Origin of the sequence: Neorhizobium sp. T25_13, assembly GCF_002968675.1 — a bacterium.
GTDB lineage: Bacteria > Pseudomonadota > Alphaproteobacteria > Rhizobiales > Rhizobiaceae > Neorhizobium > Neorhizobium tomejilense.
Window position 1 is genome coordinate 360,087 of record NZ_PVBI01000008.1, and the last position, 23,239, is coordinate 383,325.

20 protein-coding genes are annotated in these 23,239 nt (G+C 63.0%); 7 read left to right on the forward strand and 13 right to left on the reverse strand.

Features of this window, described 5'->3' with window-relative positions; translation table 11 throughout:
• Nucleotides 1-140: 140 nt before the first annotated feature.
• The 5 genes from C5J22_RS20680 to C5J22_RS20700 are packed head-to-tail and all read left to right on the forward strand — an operon-like array spanning nt 141 to nt 5,370.
• On the forward strand, nt 141-1,685 hold the full coding sequence (locus C5J22_RS20680; RefSeq protein WP_371412650.1) for a sugar ABC transporter ATP-binding protein: 1,545 nt from the start codon (nt 141-143) through the stop codon (nt 1,683-1,685).
• A gap of 10 nt (nt 1,686-1,695) precedes the next feature.
• Nucleotides 1,696-2,685: an ABC transporter permease gene (locus C5J22_RS20685; RefSeq protein WP_105439738.1), complete on the forward strand. Its 990-nt coding sequence runs from the start codon at nt 1,696-1,698 to the stop codon at nt 2,683-2,685.
• Nucleotides 2,682-3,683 (forward strand): ABC transporter permease, encoded by a 1,002-nt coding sequence (locus tag C5J22_RS20690; RefSeq protein ID WP_105439739.1) that lies wholly within the window; start codon nt 2,682-2,684, stop codon nt 3,681-3,683. Before C5J22_RS20685 ends, C5J22_RS20690 begins: the two co-directional genes overlap by 4 nt.
• Entirely contained in the window at nt 3,680-4,000 is a 321-nt protein-coding gene (gene rhaM, locus C5J22_RS20695) for an L-rhamnose mutarotase (protein WP_105439740.1), read from the forward strand. The genes C5J22_RS20690 and rhaM overlap by 4 nt, the downstream gene beginning before the upstream one ends.
• Nucleotides 3,997-5,370 carry an FGGY-family carbohydrate kinase gene (locus tag C5J22_RS20700; protein WP_105439741.1) on the forward strand — a complete coding sequence of 458 codons (1,374 nt, stop codon included), beginning with the start codon at nt 3,997-3,999 and terminating at the stop codon, nt 5,368-5,370. The genes rhaM and C5J22_RS20700 overlap by 4 nt, the downstream gene beginning before the upstream one ends.
• Here C5J22_RS20700 and C5J22_RS20705 read toward each other — a convergent pair whose 3' ends face one another.
• The 10 genes from C5J22_RS20705 to C5J22_RS20750 form a co-directional block, all read right to left on the reverse strand.
• A complete protein-coding gene (locus C5J22_RS20705; RefSeq protein ID WP_172746724.1) occupies nt 5,371-6,141 on the reverse strand; it encodes a FadR/GntR family transcriptional regulator in 771 nt (256 codons plus the stop codon).
• A gap of 16 nt (nt 6,142-6,157) precedes the next feature.
• A complete protein-coding gene (locus tag C5J22_RS20710) occupies nt 6,158-7,549 on the reverse strand; it encodes an FAD-binding oxidoreductase (protein WP_105439743.1) in 1,392 nt (463 codons plus the stop codon).
• A 179-nt stretch (nt 7,550-7,728) separates the two neighbouring features.
• Complete coding sequence (locus C5J22_RS20715; protein WP_105439779.1) at nt 7,729-8,736, reverse strand: ABC transporter ATP-binding protein; 1,008 nt, start codon at nt 8,734-8,736, stop codon at nt 7,729-7,731.
• The gene (locus C5J22_RS20720; protein WP_245440482.1) at nt 8,733-9,761 is read right to left on the reverse strand and encodes an ABC transporter ATP-binding protein; all 1,029 of its coding nucleotides are present in this window, start codon (nt 9,759-9,761) and stop codon (nt 8,733-8,735) included. The genes C5J22_RS20715 and C5J22_RS20720 overlap by 4 nt, the downstream gene beginning before the upstream one ends.
• Nucleotides 9,758-10,669: an ABC transporter permease gene (locus C5J22_RS20725; RefSeq protein ID WP_105403160.1), complete on the reverse strand. Its 912-nt coding sequence runs from the start codon at nt 10,667-10,669 to the stop codon at nt 9,758-9,760. Before C5J22_RS20725 ends, C5J22_RS20720 begins: the two co-directional genes overlap by 4 nt.
• Entirely contained in the window at nt 10,669-11,592 is a 924-nt protein-coding gene (locus tag C5J22_RS20730) for an ABC transporter permease (RefSeq protein ID WP_205837210.1), read from the reverse strand. The genes C5J22_RS20725 and C5J22_RS20730 overlap by 1 nt, the downstream gene beginning before the upstream one ends.
• A 39-nt stretch (nt 11,593-11,631) precedes the next feature.
• On the reverse strand, nt 11,632-13,224 hold the full coding sequence (locus C5J22_RS20735) for an ABC transporter substrate-binding protein (protein WP_172746725.1): 1,593 nt from the start codon (nt 13,222-13,224) through the stop codon (nt 11,632-11,634).
• Nucleotides 13,225-13,250: 26 nt separating this feature from the next.
• On the reverse strand, nt 13,251-14,363 hold the full coding sequence (locus tag C5J22_RS20740) for a mandelate racemase/muconate lactonizing enzyme family protein (RefSeq protein WP_172746726.1): 1,113 nt from the start codon (nt 14,361-14,363) through the stop codon (nt 13,251-13,253).
• A gap of 245 nt (nt 14,364-14,608) precedes the next feature.
• Nucleotides 14,609-15,439, reverse strand: a complete 831-nt coding sequence (locus C5J22_RS20745) for a MaoC family dehydratase (RefSeq protein ID WP_105439747.1) — start codon at nt 15,437-15,439, stop codon at nt 14,609-14,611.
• A 4-nt stretch (nt 15,440-15,443) separates the two neighbouring features.
• Nucleotides 15,444-17,852: a CaiB/BaiF CoA-transferase family protein gene (locus tag C5J22_RS20750; RefSeq protein ID WP_172746727.1), complete on the reverse strand. Its 2,409-nt coding sequence runs from the start codon at nt 17,850-17,852 to the stop codon at nt 15,444-15,446.
• A gap of 152 nt (nt 17,853-18,004) precedes the next feature.
• Between C5J22_RS20750 and C5J22_RS20755 the strand changes: the two genes are divergently transcribed.
• Nucleotides 18,005-19,048, forward strand: coding sequence for a LacI family DNA-binding transcriptional regulator (locus C5J22_RS20755; protein ID WP_105439749.1), 1,044 nt, complete (start codon nt 18,005-18,007; stop codon nt 19,046-19,048).
• 150 nt (nt 19,049-19,198) lie between these two features.
• Entirely contained in the window at nt 19,199-20,281 is a 1,083-nt protein-coding gene (locus C5J22_RS20760) for a PHB depolymerase family esterase (protein ID WP_105439750.1), read from the forward strand.
• A 94-nt stretch (nt 20,282-20,375) separates the two neighbouring features.
• Here the strand turns inward: C5J22_RS20760 and C5J22_RS20765 are convergent, their stop codons facing one another.
• The 3 genes from C5J22_RS20765 to nirK form a co-directional block, all read right to left on the reverse strand.
• A complete protein-coding gene (locus C5J22_RS20765; RefSeq protein ID WP_105439751.1) occupies nt 20,376-20,822 on the reverse strand; it encodes a pseudoazurin in 447 nt (148 codons plus the stop codon).
• Between the two features lie 148 nt (nt 20,823-20,970).
• Nucleotides 20,971-21,876: an SUMF1/EgtB/PvdO family nonheme iron enzyme gene (locus C5J22_RS20770; protein WP_105439752.1), complete on the reverse strand. Its 906-nt coding sequence runs from the start codon at nt 21,874-21,876 to the stop codon at nt 20,971-20,973.
• A gap of 86 nt (nt 21,877-21,962) precedes the next feature.
• Nucleotides 21,963-23,096: a copper-containing nitrite reductase gene (gene nirK / locus C5J22_RS20775; protein WP_105439753.1), complete on the reverse strand. Its 1,134-nt coding sequence runs from the start codon at nt 23,094-23,096 to the stop codon at nt 21,963-21,965.
• Nucleotides 23,097-23,239: the final 143 nt, after the last annotated feature.

The following is a 23,239-nucleotide window of genomic DNA, read 5'->3' on the forward strand; positions in this document are numbered from 1 at the left end:
CCGGGGGAGAAGAAATATGCTGCAACGTCTCCGTTCCTCCTCTCCCCTTGGGGAGAGGGTGACCGAGCGAAGCGGAGGTGGGTGAGGGGCGCTGCCGCCTCGACGCCACGATTCTTGCCATCGGAAAACGGCCACCCATAATGAACGGCGTTACGAAAATTCAAGACCGATCGCCCCGACCGGCACCGACGACGGAAGCAAAGCCGATCCTGGAAATGCGCGGCATCAGCCAGATCTTTCCGGGCGTCAAAGCCCTCGATGGGGTCAGCATCAAGCTCTATCCCGGCCAAGTAACGGCGCTGATCGGCGAAAACGGCGCGGGCAAGTCGACGCTCGTCAAGATTTTGACCGGTATCTACCGCCCGAACGAGGGCGAGATCCTGATCGACGGTCAGCCCACCACATTCACCAGCGCGCAGGCGGCGATCGACGCCGGTGTTACCGCAATCCATCAGGAAACCGTCCTCTTCGACGAGTTGAGCGTCGCCGAGAACATCTTCCTCGGCCATGCGCCGCGCACCCGTTTCGGCACGATCGACTGGCGGAAGATCAATTCCGGCGCCAAGGCCCTCATGCTTCAGCTCGAGAGCGATATCGACCCGACGATCCGCCTGCGCGACCTCTCGATCGCCCAGCGCCATCTCGTGGCGATCGCCCGGGCGCTGTCGGTCGAGGCCCGCATCGTCATCATGGACGAGCCGACCGCAGCCCTTTCGCGGAAGGAGATCGACGATCTCTTCCGCATCGTCGAAGGCCTGAAACGGCAGGGCAAGGCGATCCTCTTCATCAGCCACAAGTTCGACGAGGTCTATGAGATCGCCGAAAACTTCGTGGTTTTCCGCGACGGCCGCGCCGTCGGCCAGGGCCGGTTGAAGGAAACGCCCCAGGACGAGATCGTCCGGCTGATGGTCGGCCGCGACGTCAAGGACGTTTTCCCGAAAGTAGAGGTCGCGATCGGCGCACCGGTTTTCCGCGTCGAGAACTACTGCCATCCGACCGAATTCCGCGACATCTCCTTCGAGCTTCGCCGCGGCGAAATCCTCGGTATCTACGGCTTGATCGGCGCCGGGCGCTCGGAACTCTGCCAGTCGCTGTTCGGCGTCACCCGGCCCTCATCCGGCCGGCTGGTTCTGGAAGGCAAGCCGCTCGACATCCGCTCCTCGGGCGATGCGATCCGCGCCGGCATCGTCTACGTGCCGGAGGAACGCGGCCGCCACGGCCTGGCGCTCCCCATGCCGATCTTCCAGAACATGTCGCTGCCATCGCTCGGCAAAACCTCCCGCTCCGGTTTCCTCAAAGCCGCCAACGAGTTGGCGCTGGCGCGAAAATATGCCGAGCGGCTGGATTTGCGCGCCGCCGCCCTTTCGGTGCCGGTCGGCACGCTCTCCGGCGGCAACCAGCAGAAGGTCGTCATCGGCAAATGGCTGGCGACGCAGCCGAAGGTGATCATTCTCGACGAACCGACCAAGGGCATCGACATCGGCTCCAAGGCCGCCGTGCACGCCTTCATCGGCGAACTCGCCGCCGAGGGCCTGTCGATTATCATGGTCTCGTCTGAGCTTCCCGAAATCCTCGGCATGTCCGACCGGGTGATGGTGATGCGCGAGGGCCTGGCCGCCGGCGTTTTCGAGCGTGAAAGCTTAAGCGCCGAAGTGCTGGTCCGCGCCGCAACCGGCAACCAGTGAGGAGAACCAGATGAACCGCCTCCTGAAGAACCGCGAAATCCTGCTGACCGTCATCATTGCCGCGCTGATCGCCGGCTTCTCCACCCGCGCGCAGGGCTTTGCGTCTCCCGGCAACCTCGCCAACATCTTCAACGACACCTCGATCCTGATCATCCTGGCGCTCGGCCAGATGACGGTGATCCTGACCAAGTCGATCGATCTCTCTGTCGCGGCCAACCTTGCCTTTACCGGCATGGCGGTCGCCATGACCAACGCCGCCTATCCCGATCTGCCGCTGGCCCTGCTCATCGTCATGGCGGTCGGCATCGGCGCCTTCCTGGGCGCTATCAACGGTTACCTCGTCTGGGCGCTGCAGATCCCGCCGATCGTGGTGACGCTCGGAACGCTGACCATCTATCGCGGCATGGCCTTCGTGCTGTCGGGCGGCGGCTGGGTGAACGCCCACCAGATGGCACCTTCCTTCCTGAATGTCCCGCGAATGCCGGTGCTCGGCCTGCCGATCCTCTCCTGGATCGCCATCCTCATCGTGCTCGGCGCCTGGTTCGTGCTGACCCGCCTGCCCTTCGGCCGGGCGGCCTATGCATCCGGCGGCAACCCGACCGCGGCGATCTATGCCGGCATCGATATCGGCTGGACCAAGTTCATTGCCTTCGTCGTTTCGGGCGCGCTCGCCGGCCTTTCCGGTTATCTCTGGGTGTCGCGTTACGCGGTCGCCTATGTGGATATCGCGGCCGGTTTCGAGCTGGATACGGTCGCCGCCTGCGTCATCGGCGGTATCTCGATCGCCGGCGGCATCGGCTCGGTCGGCGGCGCCGTGCTTGGCGCCCTCTTCCTCGGCGTCATCAAGAATGCGCTGCCCGTCATCGGCATCTCGCCTTTCGCGCAGATGGCGATCTCAGGCATCGTCATCGTGCTCGCCGTCGTCTTCAACGCCCGCGCCGAACGCAAGGCCGGCCGCATCATCCTGCGCGATCGCGGCGCGAAAGAGGTGTCCGCATGAGCGATGTCGTTTCCTCGAAACGGGTCATTCCCGACCGCCTCGGCAGCAAGACCTCGCGCCTCCTGGCGAGCTGGGAAGTGCTGCTCTTCGGCGTGGCGGTGCTGATCTTCGTCTTCAATTCGTTCGCCTCGCCTTACTTTCTGAATGCCTGGAACCTCTCCGACGCCACCTTCAACTTCACCGAAAAGGCGATGATCGCCTTCGCCATGGCGCTGCTCGTCATCGCCGGCGAGATCGATCTGTCGGTGGCAGCGATCATCGCGCTCGCCTCGACCGCCATGGGCGCGGCAGCCCAGGCCGGCATCGGTACGCCGGGACTGGTGGCGATCGGCATCGGCACCGGACTTGTCTGCGGCGCCTTCAACGGCCTGCTCGTCGCCGGCCTCAGGCTGCCGTCGATCGTCGTGACGATCGGCACGATGAGCCTCTTCCGCGGCATTTCCTATATCGTCCTCGGCGATCAGGCCTATGGCAAATACCCGGAAACCTTCGCTTTCTTCGGCCAGGGGTATGTGGCCTGGGTGTTTTCCTTCGAATTCGTGCTGTTCATCATCCTCGCCGCAGCCTTCGGCATCCTGCTGCACGCCACCAATTTCGGCCGGCAGGTCTATGTGATCGGCAACAACGAATTCGCGGCACGTTTCTCCGGCATTCCGGTGGAACGGGTGAAGTTCATCCTCTTCCTGCTGACCGGCGTGATGGCGGGTGTCGCATCCGTCTGCCTCACCTCCCGCCTCGGCTCGACCCGGCCTTCGATCGCGCAGGGGTGGGAGCTGGAAGTCGTCACCATGGTCGTACTCGGCGGCGTCTCCATTCTCGGCGGCGCGGGCACCATCGCCGGCGTTGTCATCGCCGCCTTCGTCATGGGACTCGTCACCTTCGGACTGGGGCTCCTCAACGTGCCCGGCATTGTCATGTCGATCTTCGTCGGCCTGCTGTTGATCATCACCATCGCCATCCCGATCATCGCCCGCCGCATCAAGGAAATGAGCCGATGACGCTCGAAAAACACGCCTTCAAGATGAAGCTCAATCCGGGAATGGAAGCGGAATACCGCAGACGCCACGACGAGATCTGGCCGGAGCTTGTCGATCTCCTCCACCAGGCCGGCGCCAGCGACTATTCCATCCATCTCGACCGTGAGACGAACACGCTGTTCGGCGTGCTGACGCGACCAGTGGACCATACGATGGCGAACCTGCCGGAACACCCGGTGATGAAGAAATGGTGGGCCCATATGGCCGACATCATGGAAACCAATCCGGACAACTCGCCGGTCCAGAGCGACCTGGTGACGGTCTTCCACCTGCCATGACCACGCCGGAAAAGATCGCCGTCCTCGATATCGGCAAGACCAATGCCAAGGTCGTCGTCCTCGACTGCGCGACCGGCGAGGAGATCGCGGAAAGGCGCGCGCCGAACCGGGTTCTGCCGGGTCCACCCTATCCGCACTACGATATCGATGCACTGTGGACCTTTGTGCTCCAAGCCTTGTCCGACTTTGCAAAACAGCCCGGCTTCGATGCGATCTCCATCACCACCCACGGCGCATCGGCGGCGCTTCTCGACTCCGAGGGCAAACTGGCGCTGCCGGTGCTCGATTACGAACACGAATATCCCGAAGACATCCGCCAGGCCTACCGGTTGATCCGCCCGCCTTTTTCTGAAACCTTCTCGCCTGCCCTGTCCGGCGGGCTGAATGTCGGCGCCCAGCTTCACTACCAGAAGACCGCCTTTCCTGAAGCCTTTGCCCGCACGCACACCATCCTCACCTACCCGCAATATTGGGCGTTCCGGCTGACCGGTGTTGCGGCGAACGAAGTCACCTCGCTCGGTTGCCATACGGACCTCTGGCGCCCGCGTGACGGCGCCTATTCCCCATTGGTCGATACGCTCGGCATCCGTGACCTGATGGCACCGGTGCGTTCGGCCTTCGACACGCTCGGTCCGCTATTGCCACACGTTGCAGCGCAGATCGGCGTCACGACACCCATCTCCGTCCATTGCGGTATTCACGACTCCAACGCCTCGCTGCTGGCGCATCTGGTCGGCCGCGAACCGCCCTTCGCGGTGGTCTCCACCGGCACCTGGGTCATCAATTTTGCGGTCGGCGGCAATCTCGACCATCTCGACCCGCAGCGCGACGCGCTTGCCAATGTCGATGCCTATGGCCGCGCCGTGCCCTCGAGCCGTTTCATGGGCGGCCGCGAGTTCGAGATGCTGACGGTAGAACTTGGTCCATTATCGCCGGAAGCAGCCCTCGCAGCCATGCCTGATGTCATTGAAAAAGGCCTGATGCTTCTGCCGAACGTTTCAGGCGGCTCCGGCCCCTTCCCGGGCCGCGAGCGGCAATGGATCAACGACATAGAAGTCTCGACAGACCAGCGCTGGGCTGCAGCCTGCCTCTACCTTGCGCTGATGACGGAGACCTGCCTCGATCTCATCGGCGCCAAGGGACCGGTTCTGGTTGAAGGCCCCTTCTCGGCCAACCCGGCCTATCTCCAGGCGCTCGCCGCGCTGCTCGGCCGCCAGGTGGTCGCCCTCCCCGGCTCGACCGGCACCAGCCAGGGGGCAGCGCTTCTGGCAGGCATTTCGCCGGCGACCAAACCAGGCCGCATCGTGCCGGCGCCGATCTGGAACATCGACGCTTATCGCACCACCTGGCACCAAAGGCTGAGGCGCTGATCAGCCTGCATTGGCCGGCCGGCGGTTGCGGCGAAGACGCCGGCCCGTCTGCTCCTCAAGCGCATTTTCCAGAATACCGAGCCGCCGCTCGGTAATATCGGCAATCTGTGCCGGGTCGCCGGATTCGATCGCCTGCATCATGGTCTCGACCAGTTCGAGCGACAACACGAGGTCAGCGCGGCTATGCAGCGTCCTGTGCCGCATCGGCTCCACCCACTGCAGCAGCAGTTCCATCAGTTCCAGCACGAGGCCGTTGCGGGTCGCCCGCGCCAGGGCGAGGTCGAAGCGCATCGATGCGATGATGATCGAGCTGATGTGCTCGGGGCTGCTTTTGGTCACCTCCGGCGGCGGCAGCGAATCCCGGCCGAACCGGATCGCCTCCCGCATCCGGTCGAAATCCGCATCCTCGGCATATTGCGAGGCGATCTGCGCCACCCAGGGCAGGATCAGCCGCCGCACTTCGATCGCCTCGTCGATATCGCCCGGCCGCATGTCCGGCCTCGGCACGATCAGGTCGAGCGGCACTATTTCGCTGCTGACGAACGTGCCACCGCCGGCACCCGGCCTGACGGTGAGGATATTCGCCTCGACCAGCAGCTTTACCGCTTCACGCACCGTCGGACGGCTCACCTGCATCTGTTCGGCGATGCTGCGTTCGGACGGAAGGCGCGAGCCGAGCCGGAAAAACCCGGCCCTGATGGCATCGGCAAGCCGGCGTGCCACCTCCTCGTTCGGAAGCAGCACTTTGACAGGCTGAAAATGTCGATCCACCAGCACCTCCTACCGCTCAGACGGAAAGCACTTTGCCGGTATTCAGAATGTTGTCGGGATCGAGCGCCAGCTTGATACGCGCCATCAGCGCCAGCTCCTCCGGGGTTCGCGACAGTTTGAGATAGGGCTTCTTCAGGAGGCCGATCCCGTGTTCGGCGGAAATCGTGCCGCCTTCGCGGGCGATCGAGCCGAAGACAAGTTCGGTGATCTCCTTATGCGGCTGGTCGTTGCCGGCGGACGGGATGTTGCAGACGAGATGCAGGTTGCTGTCGCCGATATGGCCATAGCTGACCGCAATCGCATCCGGCCAGCGGACCTTCATCGCCGCCTCGATCTCGTCGACCACCTGGCCGGCGGCACTGGTCGGCAGGCCGACGTCGAAAGCGGTCAGCGGCCCCATCAGCTTGCCGTATTCCGATACGCTTTCGCGCACCGCCCAGAGGTCCTTGGTCTCACGCTCCGAGGACGGCAGAACCGCATCGGAAACCCAACCAGCTTCCAGCGCATCCGCCAGCACCTGCTCCAGCAGCGCCCGGTTCTCTTCCGCGTTGCGCCCGCCGGTTTCGATCAGCACATAGATCCCATGCGGCTCCTTGAAGGCGCGGCGCAGGTCGGGCAACTTGCCCGTCATGAAGTCGTAGAAGCTCGGCCACATCACCTCGAACGAGGTCAGCGCAGATCCCATGCCCTGGCGGGCGCTCTTCAGCAGCTCCAGAAGCGACGGGAAATCCGGGCAGCCGCAGAAGGCGCTGGCAAGCTCCGCGGGCTTCGCCTGCAGGCGCAGCACGGCGCGGGTGATGACGCCGAGCGTGCCTTCAGAGCCGATGAAAAGCTGCTTGAGGTCGTAGCCCGCATTGTTCTTCAGCATCTTGTTCAGCGACTTGACGATCGTGCCGTCCGGCAGCACCACTTCGAGGCCCAGCACATGTTCGCGGGCCATGCCGAACCGGATGACACGGTTGCCGCCGGCATTGGTGGCGAGGTTGCCGCCGATGACGCAGGAATCGCGGGCGCCGAGATCGAGCCCGAAGAACAGCCCCGCCTCCTCAGCCTTCGCCTGGATGACGCTAAGCGGCGTGCCCGCCATCACCGTCATCGTCGCCATCACCGTATCGACTTCCTCGATGCCGTTCATGCGATCGAGCGACAGCGCCACGCCATTCTCGATCGGCCGCGCGCCACCGGCGAGACCGGTCAATCCGCCCTGCGGCACCACCGGCACCCTGAACTCGTTGCAGAGGCGCAGCGTCACCGAGACCTGTTCCGTCGTGCGCGGCCGCACCAGCGCAAGCGGCACGACCGGCGAAAGGCCGCCCCAATCATTGTGGAAGCGAACCGGGATGTCATTCCCGAAAAAGACGTCGGGGCCGAGTTCGCGCATCAGCGCCTGGATGAATTCCTGTGTCATGAGAAGCCTTACCTGCGAATTCCACCGAATAAAGGTAAACTTAACTGCCACCTTCGGTAAAGCAAGTGTACCTATGGACTTTTCGCAGGAGGGCTTCGCGCCAGCGCTTCCGCCATCGAATGCCTCGTGTGAAGCGCTATTCGATGGCGAACACAGCTCGGAGGGCCTCTCGACAGGGCCTACAAAGGGATGGGATGCGGTTTGGCGAAATGGCAGGCGGCGAGGTGACCGCTGGCGGTTTCGAGAAGCGGTGGACGTTCCGCCCTGCAAATCGACTGGGCGATCGGACAGCGGGTATGGAAACTGCAACCGGTCGGAACATTGGCCGGGCTCGGCACATCGCCCTTCAGGATGATCCGGGATTTCCGCGTTTCCGGGTCGGGCTCCGGCACCGCCGAGAGAAGCGCCTGGGTGTAGGGATGGCTCGGGAAATCGTAGATCCGCTTCTTAGGCCCGATTTCAACGATCCGACCAAGATACATGACGGCGACGCGATCCGCGATATGGCGCACGACCGAGAGATCATGAGCGATGAAGAGGTAGGAGAAACCGCGGCTTTTCTGCAGGTCCTGCATCAGGTTGACGATCTGGGCCTGCACCGAGACGTCGAGCGCGGATACGGGTTCGTCGGCAACGATGAACTGCGGATCGACCGCAATGGCGCGAGCGATCCCTATACGCTGCCTCTGGCCTCCGGAGAACTGGCGCGGATACCGGTCCATAAAGGTCGGCGACAGCCCCACCTGGATCATCAGTTCAGCGACACGATCGCGACGCTGCTTCCTCGATTGGACCAGCCCGAAAATTTCCAGCGGCTCGGCAATGATCTTCGCAACCGAGCGACGCGGGCTGAGCGATCCGTAGGGGTCCTGGAAGATCATCTGCACGCGCGCCCGCATCTGGCGCATGTCATTGGAACTGAGACGCAGGATATCCACGCCGTCGATAGTGATTTCGCCTTCGCTTGCATCTATCAGCCGCAGCAGAAGCCGCCCGAGGGTGGATTTTCCGCAGCCGGATTCCCCCACCAGCGCCAGCGTCTCGCCGCGCCTGACCTCGAAGGAAGCGCCATCGACCGCCCGAACGCTCGGCTGGGAGCGGCCGAACACCAGGCCTCCCGCTTCCGAAAAGGTCTTGCCCACGTCTCTGACCACGACGAGGTCATCTCCGGTCACAGCAATATTCATGACGTCGCCCCCGCCGAGACCCAACAGGCCGCCTTCTGTTGCGGTGTGATTTCAAGGAGAGGCGGCGTCTCCCGCGCGCATTTGTCGATGCGATCGGGACAGCGCGGGAAGAACGGACAGCCTTGCTTGATCGTGCCGGGCAAGGGCACCATGCCGGGGATCTGGTAAAGACGCGTATTCTCGTCCTTCAGCCGCGGGATCGATTGCAGCAAGCCTCGCGTATAGGGATGTTTCGGGCTGCGGAAGATCGTCTTGACGTCCGCATCCTCGACCACCTTGCCGGCATACATGACGATCACCCGCTCGCAGATATCGGCGATCACACCGAGATCGTGCGAGATCAACAGGATGGTGGTGTTCAGGGTGCGGCGGATCTTGTGCATCAGCTCGAGCACCTGCGCCTGGATGGTGACGTCGAGCGCGGTCGTCGGTTCGTCGGCGATCAGGAGCTTCGGGTTGCAGGCGACCGCCATGGCGATCATCACCCGCTGGCGCATGCCGCCGGAGAACTGGTGCGGATAGGCGCCGAGCCGGCGCTCCGGATCGGGAATGCCGACGAGTTTCAGCAGCTCGACCACGCGCTGGCGCCGCTCCTCGCGGCCCATCTTCTGATGCAGCTTGATCGCCTCGCCGATCTGGTCGCCGATCGTCATCACCGGATTGAGCGAACTCATCGGCTCCTGGAAGATCATCGCGATGTCGCGGCCGCGGATCTCCGGCATCCTGGAGCGCGGCAGGCCGAGCAGATCGACGCCCTCGAACAGGATCCGCCCGGTGGCGATGCGGCCCGGAGGGCTGGGGATCAGCCCCATCACCGCAAGCGAGGTCATCGATTTGCCGGAGCCGGACTCGCCGACGATGCCGACCGCGGCGCCGGCGTCGATGGTAAAGCTGACACCTTCCACCACACGCACCGCCGTACCCTTCGGGCCGAACTCGATCGAGAGATCCTCCACTTTCAGCAAGGGACCGGGATGAACGGAGGCAACCGGCTGCTGCCTGGAAAGCGAGGGAGCAATCATCATCGCGTTGTCTCCGGATCGAGGACATCGCGCACCGCATCGCCCATGAGGTTGAACGACAGCACGACGCAGGTAATCGCAAAACCAGCCGCGATGATCGGCCATGGCGATCCGAACAGGTTGTTCAGCCCGTCGCGGATGATATTGCCCCAGCTCGGATTGGGTGCCCGGGTGCCGATGCCAAGGAAACTCAGCGACGCTTCCAGCCGGATGGCGGACGCGACCCAGAGGGTCATCAGCACCAGGATCGGCGCTGCGATATTCGGGATGACGTGCCGGATGATGATCGTCGGGGTGCGAAGGCCGACCGCAACCGCGGCTTCGATATAAGGCTCCTGCTTGACTGCGAGCGTCGAGGCGCGCGCCACCCGCGCAAAGCCCGGTATGAAGGCGACGGTGATGACGGCAATGATGTTCCAGAAAGCCCCGCCGAGCACCGCTGCGATCATGATCGCCAAAAGCAGTTCCGGGAAAGCCAGAAGAAGATCGACGACACGGCTGATCACCCGGTCGATGACGCCACCGAAATAACCGGCCGTCACCCCGAGTATGGTTCCGAAAAAGGCGGCCAAAGCAGGCGAGATCAGCCCGAACAGCAGCGAATTGCGCGACCCGTGGATCATCCGGGACAGCACGTCCCGGCCGAACTGGTCCGTTCCGAGCCAATGCGCCCAGGACGGCTGCTTGTTGATCGACAGGATGCTTTGCGCCAGCGGATCGTAGGGGGCGAGCCAGGGCGCCAGGATCGCGACTAGAAGAAAAATCACCACGACGGAAAAGGCAAAGATCGTCGAGGCCTGGCCGAACAGCATGTCCTTCAGCAGCGCCGTCCTGCCGGGTTCCGGCGCGATCGCATGTTCGATATCGTCGGATGCGGACAGGGTTCCGACGGAGCCTGGGAGTATTGTCATTACTTCACCCGAATTCGTGGATCGATGACGACATAAAGGAGGTCCATCATCAGATTGACGAAGACCACCATCAGCGCGAAGACCACCACTCCGCCCTGGATGACGCCGTAGTCTCTTTCGGTAATCGACTGGATGAGCAGGCGGCCGATGCCGGGGCGATTGAAGACCAGTTCCACCGCGACGGATCCCGACAGGGTTGCCAGCAGGCTCAATCCCATGCCCGTCGCAAGCGGCAGCAGGGCGTTGCGCAGGGCATGGCGGTAGATGACGCGGTTTTCGCGCGCTCCCTTGGCGCGGGCGGTTCGCACATAGTCCTTGCCGAGAACCTCAAGCACGGAGGTTCTCGTCAGGCGCCCGATGAAAGCAGCCTTGACCAGCGCCAGCGTCAACGCCGGCAGGAAGAGGTGGTGGAGGATATCGAAAAACCCGCTGCCGGCCCCATTGATCGGAAACCATCTGAGGTTCAGCGCAAAGCCTATCAGAAACAGCGCGCCCAGATAAAAATCCGGAACCGCATAACCGACCAAGGAAAAGATCCGCATGCCGGAATCCGGCAGTTTTCCCCGCTTGACGGCTGCGAGCACCCCGAACGGTATGCCGATCACGGTGCCGAGGATCATCGCCGCCACGGTCAGCTGGATCGTGTAGGGCAGATTGCGGGCGATGAGATCGAGAACCGGCGCGCCGTTCATGTAGGACTTGCCGAAATCGAGCGTCAGCGTGCCGATCAGGAAGTTGAAATATTGCTGCCAGATCGGGACGTTCAGCCCCATTTTCTCCCGGAACTCGGCAAGCTGCTCCGGGAGAGCACCGTCTCCCAGAGCAGCGATTGCCGGGTCACCCGGGAGGATGCGCATGGCGACGAACACGAGCGTCAGGACCAACCATATGGTCGGTATCGCGTCGGCTAGCCTGTAAAGCATGTACCTGCCCATTGGCCTGTCACCCGTGCTTTGAAGCCGTCAGGCTTTTTTCGTGGCGCGATGGAAACGCCAACGGGCGTAACCGCTCTTGACCTTGTAGCCCATGTCCAGCCGCGCATTGCGAGCCACGGTGAAGGACAGGGTGGAAAGCCCGATCAGGGGCAGGTCGCGCAGCGCCTGCAGCTCGATCTGCTTGCAGGTGTCGACATAGGTCTTGTAGTCGGTCACCATCAACGCCTTGTCGAGCAGCGCGTCGATCCCCGGCATGGCGACCCCGTAATGGCTGTAGTTGCCGCCGCCCTTGCCGTCGGACTTCACTTCCGATTTCGACGAAAGCTGCTGGAAATAGAGCTGCGTTGGGATCGGCGGATAGCTCGACGAATGCATGGCAAGCGTATTCTTGTCGCTGCGATTGTCGGCGTGATAGGCCGTGTGGTCGCCGATCTTCAGGTTCATGCGCAATCCGACGGCGCGAAGCTGTTCCTGCACGATCAGCATGGTCGAGGAATAGTCCTCGCGCTGGCTGCAATTGCTGTCGAAATCGAAGCCGTTCGGAAAACCCGCCTCGGCGAGCAGCGCCTTGGCCTTCTTCGGATCGTACTTGTACTGCAGTTCGGGCGGCAGGTCGGCAGTCTTGAAACCGGCGGGGAAGAAATCCGGCTGCAATCCGGCCATGAAACCACCCATCGGCTTCAGGGCATCGGCGACCGCCTGCCGATCGATCGCATACATCACCGCCTGGCGAACTTTCAGGTTGTCGAAAGGCTTGCGGGTCAGGTTGATGTGCAGCGTGTTGAAGGATCCCGGTATCGTCATGTCGAATTTCAGGGTCGGATCGCGCTGCAGCATGGAATCCACCCAGCCGGGCGCACGCACCGCCTCGATCAGATCGACGTCGCCGGAAAGGAGCGCCAGCGTCCGGGCCGTGGTATCGGCAATATAGACGCATTCCACGCCGGCGATCTTGGCCTTCTGGCCCCAGTAACCCTCATGGCGTTTCATCGCCGTGCCCCACTCGGCGTCGAAACGGGTGAGCTCGTAAGGCCCGGTGCCGACCGCGTCGGTCATGAACTTCTCGGCGCCGATCTTGTCGAAGGCTTTCTTGGAGACGATCGAGGTATTGTTGGAAAAGCCCGTCGTGCCGAGGAAATTCACGTCCGGAGACTTGAGCTGAACGGCAACCTCGTAGGGACCCTTGGCGACCACGTCGGCGACATTCGCCATGATCGTCTTGTTGGTGCCGTCGGTGATTGCCCGCTTGAAGGAAAAGACCACGTCGTCCGACGTCATCTCGCCGTAACCCTTGTGGAACTGGACACCCTGGCGAAGCTTGAACGTCCAGGTTTTCGCATCCGGCGATGCGGACCATTCGGTCGCCAGCGTCGGCACGTACTTGTCCGGCGTCGTGGCGAAATCACCGTCTTCGGGGCGCACCAGCTGTTCGTAGATCTGTTCGGTGGCCCAGTTGTCGGAGCCCTGCGTCGTCTGGTTCGGGTCGCTGGTGCGCGGCCCGTTGGCGGCAATGCCGATCCGCACCACGTCGGCGCTCGACGCTGCGCGGGCCGTACCCGCTCCCACGACGCTCAGAGCCGTCGCCGCAGCGGCGAGCTCCAGGAATTCTCTTCTGTTCACGTTCATCATCTCCTCCCAAAGACAAGTTACGTTCGCCGCTTGTCCAACTCGGCATCCTTGATCATGAGGCCCAGGCCCGGGCCTCCCGGCACCTTGAACTTGCCGTTTTCCGGCTTTGGCGGGTTCTCGAAGGCCACGTGCATTCGTGTCGACGGATCTGCGAATTCGGCCGGTTTGGTATTGTGCATCAGAGTCGCCAGCACCTGCAGGTTGGCCATGTGGGCGATCGTCGGCTGGGTCTGATGGGGGACGAGTTCAACGCCGTGCGCAAAGCAGATCGCAGCGCATTGCATCAGGCCGGTAATGCCGCCCATCTTGATGATGTCCGGCTGGACCATCCGCACGCCGGCATTGATCATGTCGACCACAGCCTGTGTGGTGTAGGTCTGCTCGGCCGCCGAGACGGTGATGTCGAGCCGCTGCGCCACTTCTCCCATGGCGCGAACGTTGTAGTGCTGTACCGGCTCCTCGAACCAGATATAGCCGAGCTCCTCCAAAGCCCGGCCGACCCGGATCGCACCGCCGACCGAATATTGATTGTTGGCATCGAAGGCGAGCGGGAAGTCCTCGCCGACCAGCTTGCGTACCGCCTTCGCCTTGGCGATATCTCCGGGGATGTCGTAGTCCTGCCGGGTGCGGTCGCCGTCCCAGCGAATCTTGATCGCCGCCGGCGTTTCCGACTTCCAGCGTGCCTCGACCACCTTGACGGTCTCATCCACAGTGCGGTCGGCATTGCCGCCGATCGAGGAATAGAAGGGCAGCTCGGTGCGCCAGGCGCCACCGAGCAGCTTGTAGATCGGCTGGTTGAAGACCTTGCCCCGGATGTCCCAGAGCGCGATATCAAGCGCCGCCAACGCCCCGGTGACCGCTCCTTCCGGGCCGAGCTTCACGTATTTATGCAGGAGCTTGTCATAGAGCACCGCGTGATCGAGCGCATCGGCACCAATGAGCGACGGCGCAAAATCCCTGACGACGCCAAGGGAATGCTCGCCGCCCATCATCGGGGATGCCTCGCCGTAGCCGACAATGCCCTCCACCGTCGTCACCCGCACGATGGCGCTTCGGCGCCCCGGCGGCTCGTTCGGCTCCCACATGACCTGAAAAGCTTCGACTGATTTGATCGTCGTCGGCACTGGCACGATTAGGTATCCACAAACCTGGAAAAAGATTGCCCCAAAGGGCCGCGAAAACCCGCCATAGCGGGAGCCGGCACGCTAGGCGCTAAACGCTCGCGTCTCTGACATCCTCGAAATCCTCCTCTTCTTACCGGGGCACTTTGAAAGCGCCCCTTCCTCCAACCGAAGCATCACTCACTTTGCATCCGTATGCAAGCAACTTTGCCGTTAAATTTCGAACCGCCGCGAAAAGGCGCCACGCCGCCCCCCTAAACGTTTTCGTAGCCGTAGATCTGCGTCCGCAAAAAGCGCGCCACGAGACGTCCGTCGGCGCGAAGGAATTCCTCGCTCTGGAAATAATGCTTGCCGTTCCCGACCCAGGCGTCCGCGATTCTGCCCACCGTCGTCAGCCTCTGCCCCGGCCGAACGCAGGCGAAATGCTGCGCCTCGACAGCCGTCAGCACGATCGCGGACGGGAACCGGAAACTGCTGTGCGTATCGCCCATGGCGAGCCGCATCAGGCACCCCGAATGCACGATCCCGTCGCGCGCATGCAGGACATGCTGCTCGTCGAAGGCAGAGAGGGATCGCCTGAATTCCTCTTCGGTCAGCACCCTGTCGGCGGTCGTCAACGACGTTCCGGGTTTCAACTGGCCGACCGAGACTGCCGGCGGCGGATCGGGACGCGGTAATACCGCGAAGGCTGAAAGGTCCGGAACCGACGGCGGCAGGCCCGGCAAGCCGACCCACCCGCTCGCGACCTCCTCGCCGTCCGCGTTTGTCGCGACGATGGCAGATCTGCGCATATCGGCATCGCCCGACAGCGCCGAGGCGCGGATCGTCAGCCGGTCGCCATTGTAGACCGGGCGCCGGAAACTCGCGTCCATGCCGCCGCGCTCCAGCCAGGAGAGACCCCAGGCCTCCACCGCCACGCGGCCCATATGGCCATAAACGAAGGCGCCGGGAACCAGTGCCGCCTTGTAACCCCGCGCCCGCGCCACTGCGTCGTCGTGGATGCTGCCCCTGTATCGCGGGTCGTCGTCGAGGCGGATATCGACGACAAGGCTTCGCGGAAACAGTGCTTCTGTCTCTGTTTTCATCGGTCTATCCATCCGGAAAGGGAACGGTGGTCATCGCATCGCTGGCCATGATGCGGGCGACCTCTTCCGGCGGCAGCGCCAGGATCCGCTCGAGCACGAACCGGTTATGGCCGCCGAACTGGGGCGCAGGCCTGCTCTGCCCTCCCGGCGTCCGGCTCAAGTGGATCGGCAGGCCGGGATGGGGGTGCGATCCGGCATCCGGATGTTCGAGTTCGGTGAAGAACCGGCAATGCGCAAGATAGTCGCTGCGTGCCAGATCGCCGGCGTCGTTGACCGGAGCCGCGGCAACTCCCCTGCCCTGGAGCAAACGGGCGATATCGTGCTTGTCGCGGCCACGCGTCCAATCCGAAAGGATTTCCGCCAACGCATCCTCGTTCCGCCGGCGCGCCTCGAGCGTCGCAAAACGTCGGTCGGAGGCGAGTTGCGGCATGCCGATCGTTTCGCACAACGCCTGCCATTGTGCCTGATCCTGCGCTGCGATAACGACCCACTGGTCTTCCCCGAGGGTCGGAAAGGCGTCGTGCGGCACCATGCCCGCGAGCCGATTTCCGTTCGGCACCGGGTCTTTTCCCGTCTCTGCCGCCAAGAGCAGTTCCGCACCGATGAACTGCATCGCCGCTTCGACCTGCGGCACCTCGACATATTGGCCGCGGCCGGTCCGCTCCCGCCAGTAGAGCGCGGTCAGGATCGCCGCGGCCGCATTGAAGCCGCCGATCGGGTCGAGATAGGAAGGCCCGCTGTTTTCCGGCTGCCCGTCGGGATAGCTCATCATCGCCGACATTCCGGTCGCCATTTCCATGGTCGGACCGAGGGCCGCATATCCTGACATCGGCCCGTCGCGCCCGAAGGCGGGAAGCTCCGCAACGATAATATCCGGCTTGATCGTCGAGAGACGCTCGTAATCCAGGCCCAGCTTTGCAAGCGTGCCCGGCCGGAAATTGCAGATCAGCACATCGGCCTTCGCAACCAGCCGCTCCAGTGTCTTTCGCCCTTCCTGGGTCTTCAGGTTGAGGATGCAGGACAACTTGTTGACGTTCTGGGAATTGAACAGGAAAGACCGGTCGAACGGCCGCTCGCCCGGCTCGCCCCCGGGAAAATTGATCGGGTTCGGCCTTTCCTTGTTCAACCGCCAGGAATTCACCCGGTTGGGCGATTCCACATGGATGGACTCGGCCCCGAAATAAGCAAGTACCCGTCCGGCCATGGGCCCGGCCCAGGCGGTGGTAATCTCGATGACCCGCAGCCCCTCGAGCGGCGGCCGGCCGGCCGCCGCCGGTTTTGGCGTCTCGGACGGGTCGGTTCGGCGCGGCGCAATCCGCCCCTGCGCCTCGCCAGGAAGGGGCGCTCCGCCCCGCACCCTGCGAGGTGTCGCACTCATCCGGAAGGGTGGCCCAAGAATGAGCCGGCCATCGACGGCTTCCCAATAATGGCGGGCGGTGAGGTGGCCGTTGCGGACCTGTTCGGCGGGACGATAGGCCTTGGCCGCGATGATCTGGGCGCGCTGCAGCCGGTCGACCAAATCCTCCGCGTCCATCTCCGCGACCTTCGCCTGGATGATCTCGTAGAGCACATCCCAGTGCTGCCGGCGCGGGCCCGGCTCGGCGAAGCGGGGATCGTGCTGGATATCCCGAAGATCCAGTGCAGCGCAGAGAGCTTCCCAGCGATGGTTGTAGATCCAGACGCAGACCCAGCTGTCATGGCATTTCACCTGCCCTGCCGGGATCGTCTGGTCCCGCCGACTATGGACCGAGCCGTTGTAGATATGGCGCAGCACATAGGGGAAACACATCGATACCGCCGTCTCGGCCGAGTCCACCCGCACAGCCTGACCAAGCCCGGTCGTGCGGCGAGCAAGCAGAGCGGTGATCACGCCGATATAGGCGGCGAGCCCTGCGGCATAGGATGCCCGATCGCCGACACCGTAGAGAGGTTCGCGGCCGATCTGGCCATTATTGTACATCATCCCGGAAAGCGCCTGAAGCACGATCTCCGGCCCCTTCCAATCGGCAAGCGGCCCATCCGTCCCGAAAGGGGTGACGGAAGCGGTGATGCAGCGCGGATTGATATCCGCGACTTCGTCGAACGTGAGGTCCGCAGGCGGAATAACGACATCCGCGCCAGCGATCAGCGCCTTCAGCTCCTCCCGCCCGGCCTCCGTCGACCGGTCCAGGATGACGGACCTCTTTCCTGTGTTCAGATGCCAGAACGGCAAGGACAGTTGTGGATCGGTCACCGAGAACGGCGGCATTCGCCTGATCGCCGATCCCCCCGGAGGCTCGACGAGAACAACCTCCGCGCCATAGTCCGCCAGAAGCCGCGCGCAGTATTGGCCTGAAAGCGTGTCGGACAAATCCAGCACGCGAAGATCGTCCACGGCCGAGGCGCCTGGCTCGGCCATTTCCTTCAAAAGCATGATCGACGGCTCTCCTCCCGATCCTGAAAGAAAGACTAGACGCCATTGCATACGGATGCAAGACACGGAGACGCATTTGATGATATTGATCCGTGACCGCGCCAGGGGTATCGACAGCAGCGCCGTCCGCCGGCAGGGAGTTGGAGAGTTTCTTGGACAAGCCAGAGATACCGGATGACAAGGCGAAGCGCCGGCCGATCACCGCGCGCCAGCTCGCCCGTATGCTCGGCGTCAGCCAGTCGGCCGTCTCCCGCGCGTTCACGCCGGGCGCCAGCATCGCCCCGGACCTGCGCGACAGGATCAAGCAGTTTGCGGAAGAGGTGGATTATCACCCGAACGCCATAGCCAGCATGTTGTCGAAGAGCCGCACCAATATCGTCGGCATCGTCGTCTCCGACATGCAGAACCCCTTCTACCCCGCGCTCATCGAAAAGCTCTCCCGCAGCCTGCAGCGCGTCGGGCTGCAGAGTCTGCTCTTCAACATCACCAAGGGTTCCAACCTCGAAGAGCAGCTTTCGGCCCTGCGCCGCTACAATGTCGATGCGGTCATCATCATTTCCGCCACGATCCTCTCCGGCCAGACCTTGCGCTGGGCAACCGAGGGCCGCGCCGCCCTGCTGATCAACCGCGTCGTCGAGGATGCGGACTTAAGCTGCGTCATCTGCGACAATGTCGCGGGCAGCCGGGCGATCGCAGACCATTTCTATGAGACCGGCCGGCGTCGCGTCGCCTATGTGTCCGGCCTCAGCCACACGACCACCAATCGCGAAAGACAGAACGCCTTCGTGACGCGTGTTGCCGAACTCGGCATGACGCTTTGCGCCCGCGTCGATGCCGGCGAATACAGCTATGAGGCCGGCCGGCAGGCCGCGATGGAAATCGTCGAACGCGGCGGAGCGGATGCGATCTTCTTCGCCAACGACATTCTCGCGGCAGGCGGCCTCGATGCGCTGAGGGAAGAGGCCGGGCTCAGCGTGCCCGACGATATCGCGGTCGCCGGTTTCGACGACATCGCGCTCGCCAGTTGGCCGCATTATGCACTGACCACATTCCGCCAGCCCGTCGACGAGATCATAGCGGTGGCCGTCGGAATGATCGAGGATGGCTCCTGTTATCCCGGCCGGCCGATCACGATCAAACGGCTCCCCGGAGAACTGATCGTCCGGTCCTCGAGCTACAGGATTTCCGACAGCTGAAAATGAACCCGGCGGGCCGGCATCAAGCTCGCCGGCTCGTGATGAAACATATCTTACCAAAAAATAATTGTGCAGTGCAGCAACGCTTCCCATATAGGGGGACATTGTCGTTGATCACTGCCACCCCGGCAATGATCGCCAGGAGGCATGATGAGATCGTTGTCGGATACGCTGGAGCGGCTCGCCCGCTTGAAATCACTGGGTTGGGAACCGACCGACGCGCCCAGCCATCTGGAGGCGCTCGAAAGCTTCGGATCCAACCCCGGAGCGCTGGCAGCCAAGGTTTACGTGCCCTCCCTGCTTCCCAAACACCCCGCCCTCGTCGTCGTTCTCCACGGATGCACGCAGACCGCCTCCGGTTATGACCACGGCACCGGATGGTCGAAGCTCGCCGAGCGGCACGGCTTCGCGGTGCTCCTGCCGGAACAGGTCCGCGCCAATAACGGCAATCTCTGTTTCAACTGGTTCCTTCCGGGCGACACGCGCCGCGGCCAGGGCGAAGCGCACTCGATCCGCCAGATGATCGATGCGGTGATCTCCCGGCACGGGATCGACACTTCGCGCATCTATGTGAGCGGCCTGTCCGCGGGTGGCGCTATGGCCAATGTCATGCTGGCCGCCCACCCCGAGGTTTTCGCCGGCGGAGCGATCATCGCAGGCCTGCCCTATGGCGTCACCGAGACGGTGCCCGAAGCATTCGACCGGATGCGCGGTCACGGCCTGCCGGCACCATCGACGCTTCAATCGCGGCTGAGAGCCGCTTCCACCCATCAGGGGCCATGGCCGACCATCTCGGTGTGGCAGGGCACCCAGGACAAGACGGTCGCCGAGGCGAATGCGCAGGCGATCATCGACCAGTGGCGGGCCGTTCACGACGTCGGTGCACCGCCCGACTTGTCGGAAACGGTCGACGGCCAATCGAGAACCGTGTGGAAGGACGCCCGCGGCCGGCGGGCAATCGAATATTACAGCATTGCCGGAATGGGCCACGGGACACCGATCGACCCCGCGCTCGGCGACGAGAATGCCGCGCCTTATCTGCTGGATGTCGGCATATCGTCGACGCTTCATTCGGCAAAAAGCTGGGGCCTGCTTCGCGAAGGCGTGGAGCCCCTGCGGGCGAAGAGCGACGGCGCCAAGCGCGCATCCGCTTCTTCCCAAAAGGCAAAAGAGCCGGAAGGCATCCAGCAGATCATCGAGAACGCGCTTCGCATGGCTGGCCTGATGCGCTGACCAACTGTGCCGGATTTCGCGCAAGATGAGGCTGGGACGGTAAGCGCGGCGGCGGCCAAGGGGAGAGGGAATGGCCGCCGCCGGGCGCTCCGGCTTAAACGCCGGAAGCAGCAATATCCGCGTCGAGACGTTCGCGAGCCTTCTTGGGCAGTTTCGCAGTCTTGATGGCCTCCAGGTTCGCAGGCTCGTTGCCGACAACGATAAGGCCGATCATGCCCATGCCGACATGCGGCGCGCACTTCACGGCATAGGCACCCTCGACGTCGAACGTGATCTTGACGCTTTCGTTCATCTGGCCCTTGAAAGGCTTTGCGCCTTCCGGGATCAGCCCGTCGATGGTTTCGGCGTTGTGGGATTTGTCGGTCGGGACGAAGGTGACGGTATCGCCCTTGGCGACCTTGATGGAGCTCGGCTCGAATACCATCGCGCCGTCCTTGCCCTTGTTGAGCATTTGCACTTGGAAATCGGCAGCCGAAGCCACCGTTGCGCAGAAAGCCGTAGCGATTGCCGCGCCGACCAGGGATGCCAAAATCTTCTTCATTTCCTTACTCCTTTTCTCGAAAGCCCTCGGCTTCGTTGAATTCACACTAGGGCAAAAAAGCCGGTCCTCTTTGACCTACGACAAACGGTTCGGAGTATGCTCGCGGCCCGCTTTGACGTTGGCTCGGGGCGGATGGCGCGGATGACGATCACGTTGTCCAACCCGCCTGGCGAAGCGTCTTGAGCAGCGGCGCATACCACCGGGTGGACTTGACCAAGCGGAAGCCGAGATTGTCCGGCGGCGTCCCGACCGCGCAGCCGCCGCCTTTCGGATCGCGGACGAAGGAACTCATCGGCGAGCGATGCGGACCGACGGTCACGTAGACGCCGCAAATCTCTTCGGAGGCTCGAACGGACCCGTTCACGTAAAGATGGACCCTGCGATGGCAGGTGGACGTCCATTCCCAGATGTTGCCGCCAAAATCGGCCAGACCATATTCGTTCTCCCCGAAACTTCCCGTCGGCCGCGGCACCGGATCGCCTTTCGCCCGCTCACGCGCTTCGCGCTCGTAGTCGGCGAGCCATCGCAGCGCGGGGTTCTTGCTGTCCGGATCGAGGCCGAGGGCATCGTCCGGAAACCGCTTGCCCGCGGCCTGAGCCAATTGTTCGTCGGTTGGCAAGGTCCAGTATTCGCCGGTCACATCCGAGAGCCAGTGGACATAAGCCGTGGCATCGTCGAAGCTCACGCCAGTGGCGGGAACGTCCGGCTTCAATGAGGTCGCCTCAGAGGATTTGCAGGCGCGCGCGGCGACGCACTCCCGGTATTCCGAGGCCGTGACGTGATTTTTCGTGATCGTCAGGCTCGACGCCGCAACCACCGTCTTCATCGGCGGATCGATGGGTGCCGTGCCCTTCAGGAACTCTCCGTCGCTCCTGTAGCTGTAGCTGCGGGGAGGAACAACGACCGTCGCGGGCTCATAGACCGCGCCCTCTGGGGGCGCCGGTTTCATGAAACCCGCCTGGTGGAAGATACCCGCCGCCAGCACGGCGATCAGCGTGATCGGAAGCCCGGTATGGAGGAGCGAGAGCTTTGGCCTGTCGTATGTCCATCGCATGTTCGCCTCCCGAGGCGAAATCCAGCTTGCAGGGGGATGAAGGTCGGCCGGGGGCATGCACATCTGATGCTCCCGGCCGTTTCTGATCAGGTGCCGCTCGGCGCCAGGACCGACGTCATCAGGTCGTCGTTCCAATCACCGGTGACCTTGAAATGTGCCGCCGCGCCCAGTTCGAAGGCCTCGATCAGGTTATGGTTGACGTAGGCGTATATGCCGGGCTGCTGGAAGGTGTAGAATGCAGCGCCTGCCGCACCGCCCGGGATGAACCATGTTTCCTGGTCGATTTCCGGAGGGTTGGCGAACTTGCCCGTAGCCCAGACATAGTCGCCATGGCCTCCGATGAGGTGGGGCCGCGTATCGCGGTTTGCCTGCGAATGGACGATGAGCACCCTCTCGTTGACCGCGGCGGTCATGGCGTTCTGGCCCGTCAAGGCACCAACCGCCCCGTTGAAGACGATGTGCGTCGGGGTCAGCGTCCGCATGACTTTGAGGGTGTCCTCATAAGCTTCGCCGGCACTTGCGTATTTCTTGAACTTGCCGTTCTCGTCGCGCGGGACGTAGAAATCCTGTTCGCCCACATAATAGATCTTGTCGTAGGTCAGCGGTTTCCCTTTGCCGTCCTTGAGGCCATCGCGCGGGAGCACCATGATGGCGCCGTTCATGCCCGAGGTAACGTGCCACGGCACCATTCCGGGAGGTGCGCAGTGGTAAACGAAGACACCGGCCTTGGTTGCCTTGAACCTGAGAATGGTCTTCTCGCCGGGGTTCACCACCGTCAGCGCTCCGCCGCCCAAGGCACCGGTGGCCGAGTGGAAGTCGATATTGTGCTGGAGTTCGTTCGTATCGGGATTGATGAGCGTGAGCTCGACATAGTCGTCCTGATGGACGACCATGAGCGGACCCGGAACCGACCCATCGAAGGTCATCGCATTGATTTCGGTGCCTTCCTTGTCGAGAACGAGCTTCCTCTCCTGGATGGTCAGCGTAAATTCGACGACCTTCGGCGGGCCATCGGCTTTCTGGGCATGGGCATGGACGAAAGGCGGCTTCACGAGCTCGACCTTCTCGCGGCGGAGGCGCGAGAGGTCGCCCGGTTTCATCTTTGCGGGGGGCGCTTCGTCCGCATGGGCAAAGGAAGCCTGCACGACCGGTGCGATCGCGCCAACAAAGGCTGCCCCCGCAAGGATCGAGCGTCTGGTCATCTGAATCTTGTCGGTCATGGTTTCTTTCCTTCGGAACAAGGGGCGGAGTAAATCGCCGTCCTCTGGAAATAGAATTTATGTCTACGCCAACCTCTTCTCTTTGACGTGAAACAAACAGGGCATGGGCATTTGCTTGCGCTTTCGCAAGAAAACGAGGCAAA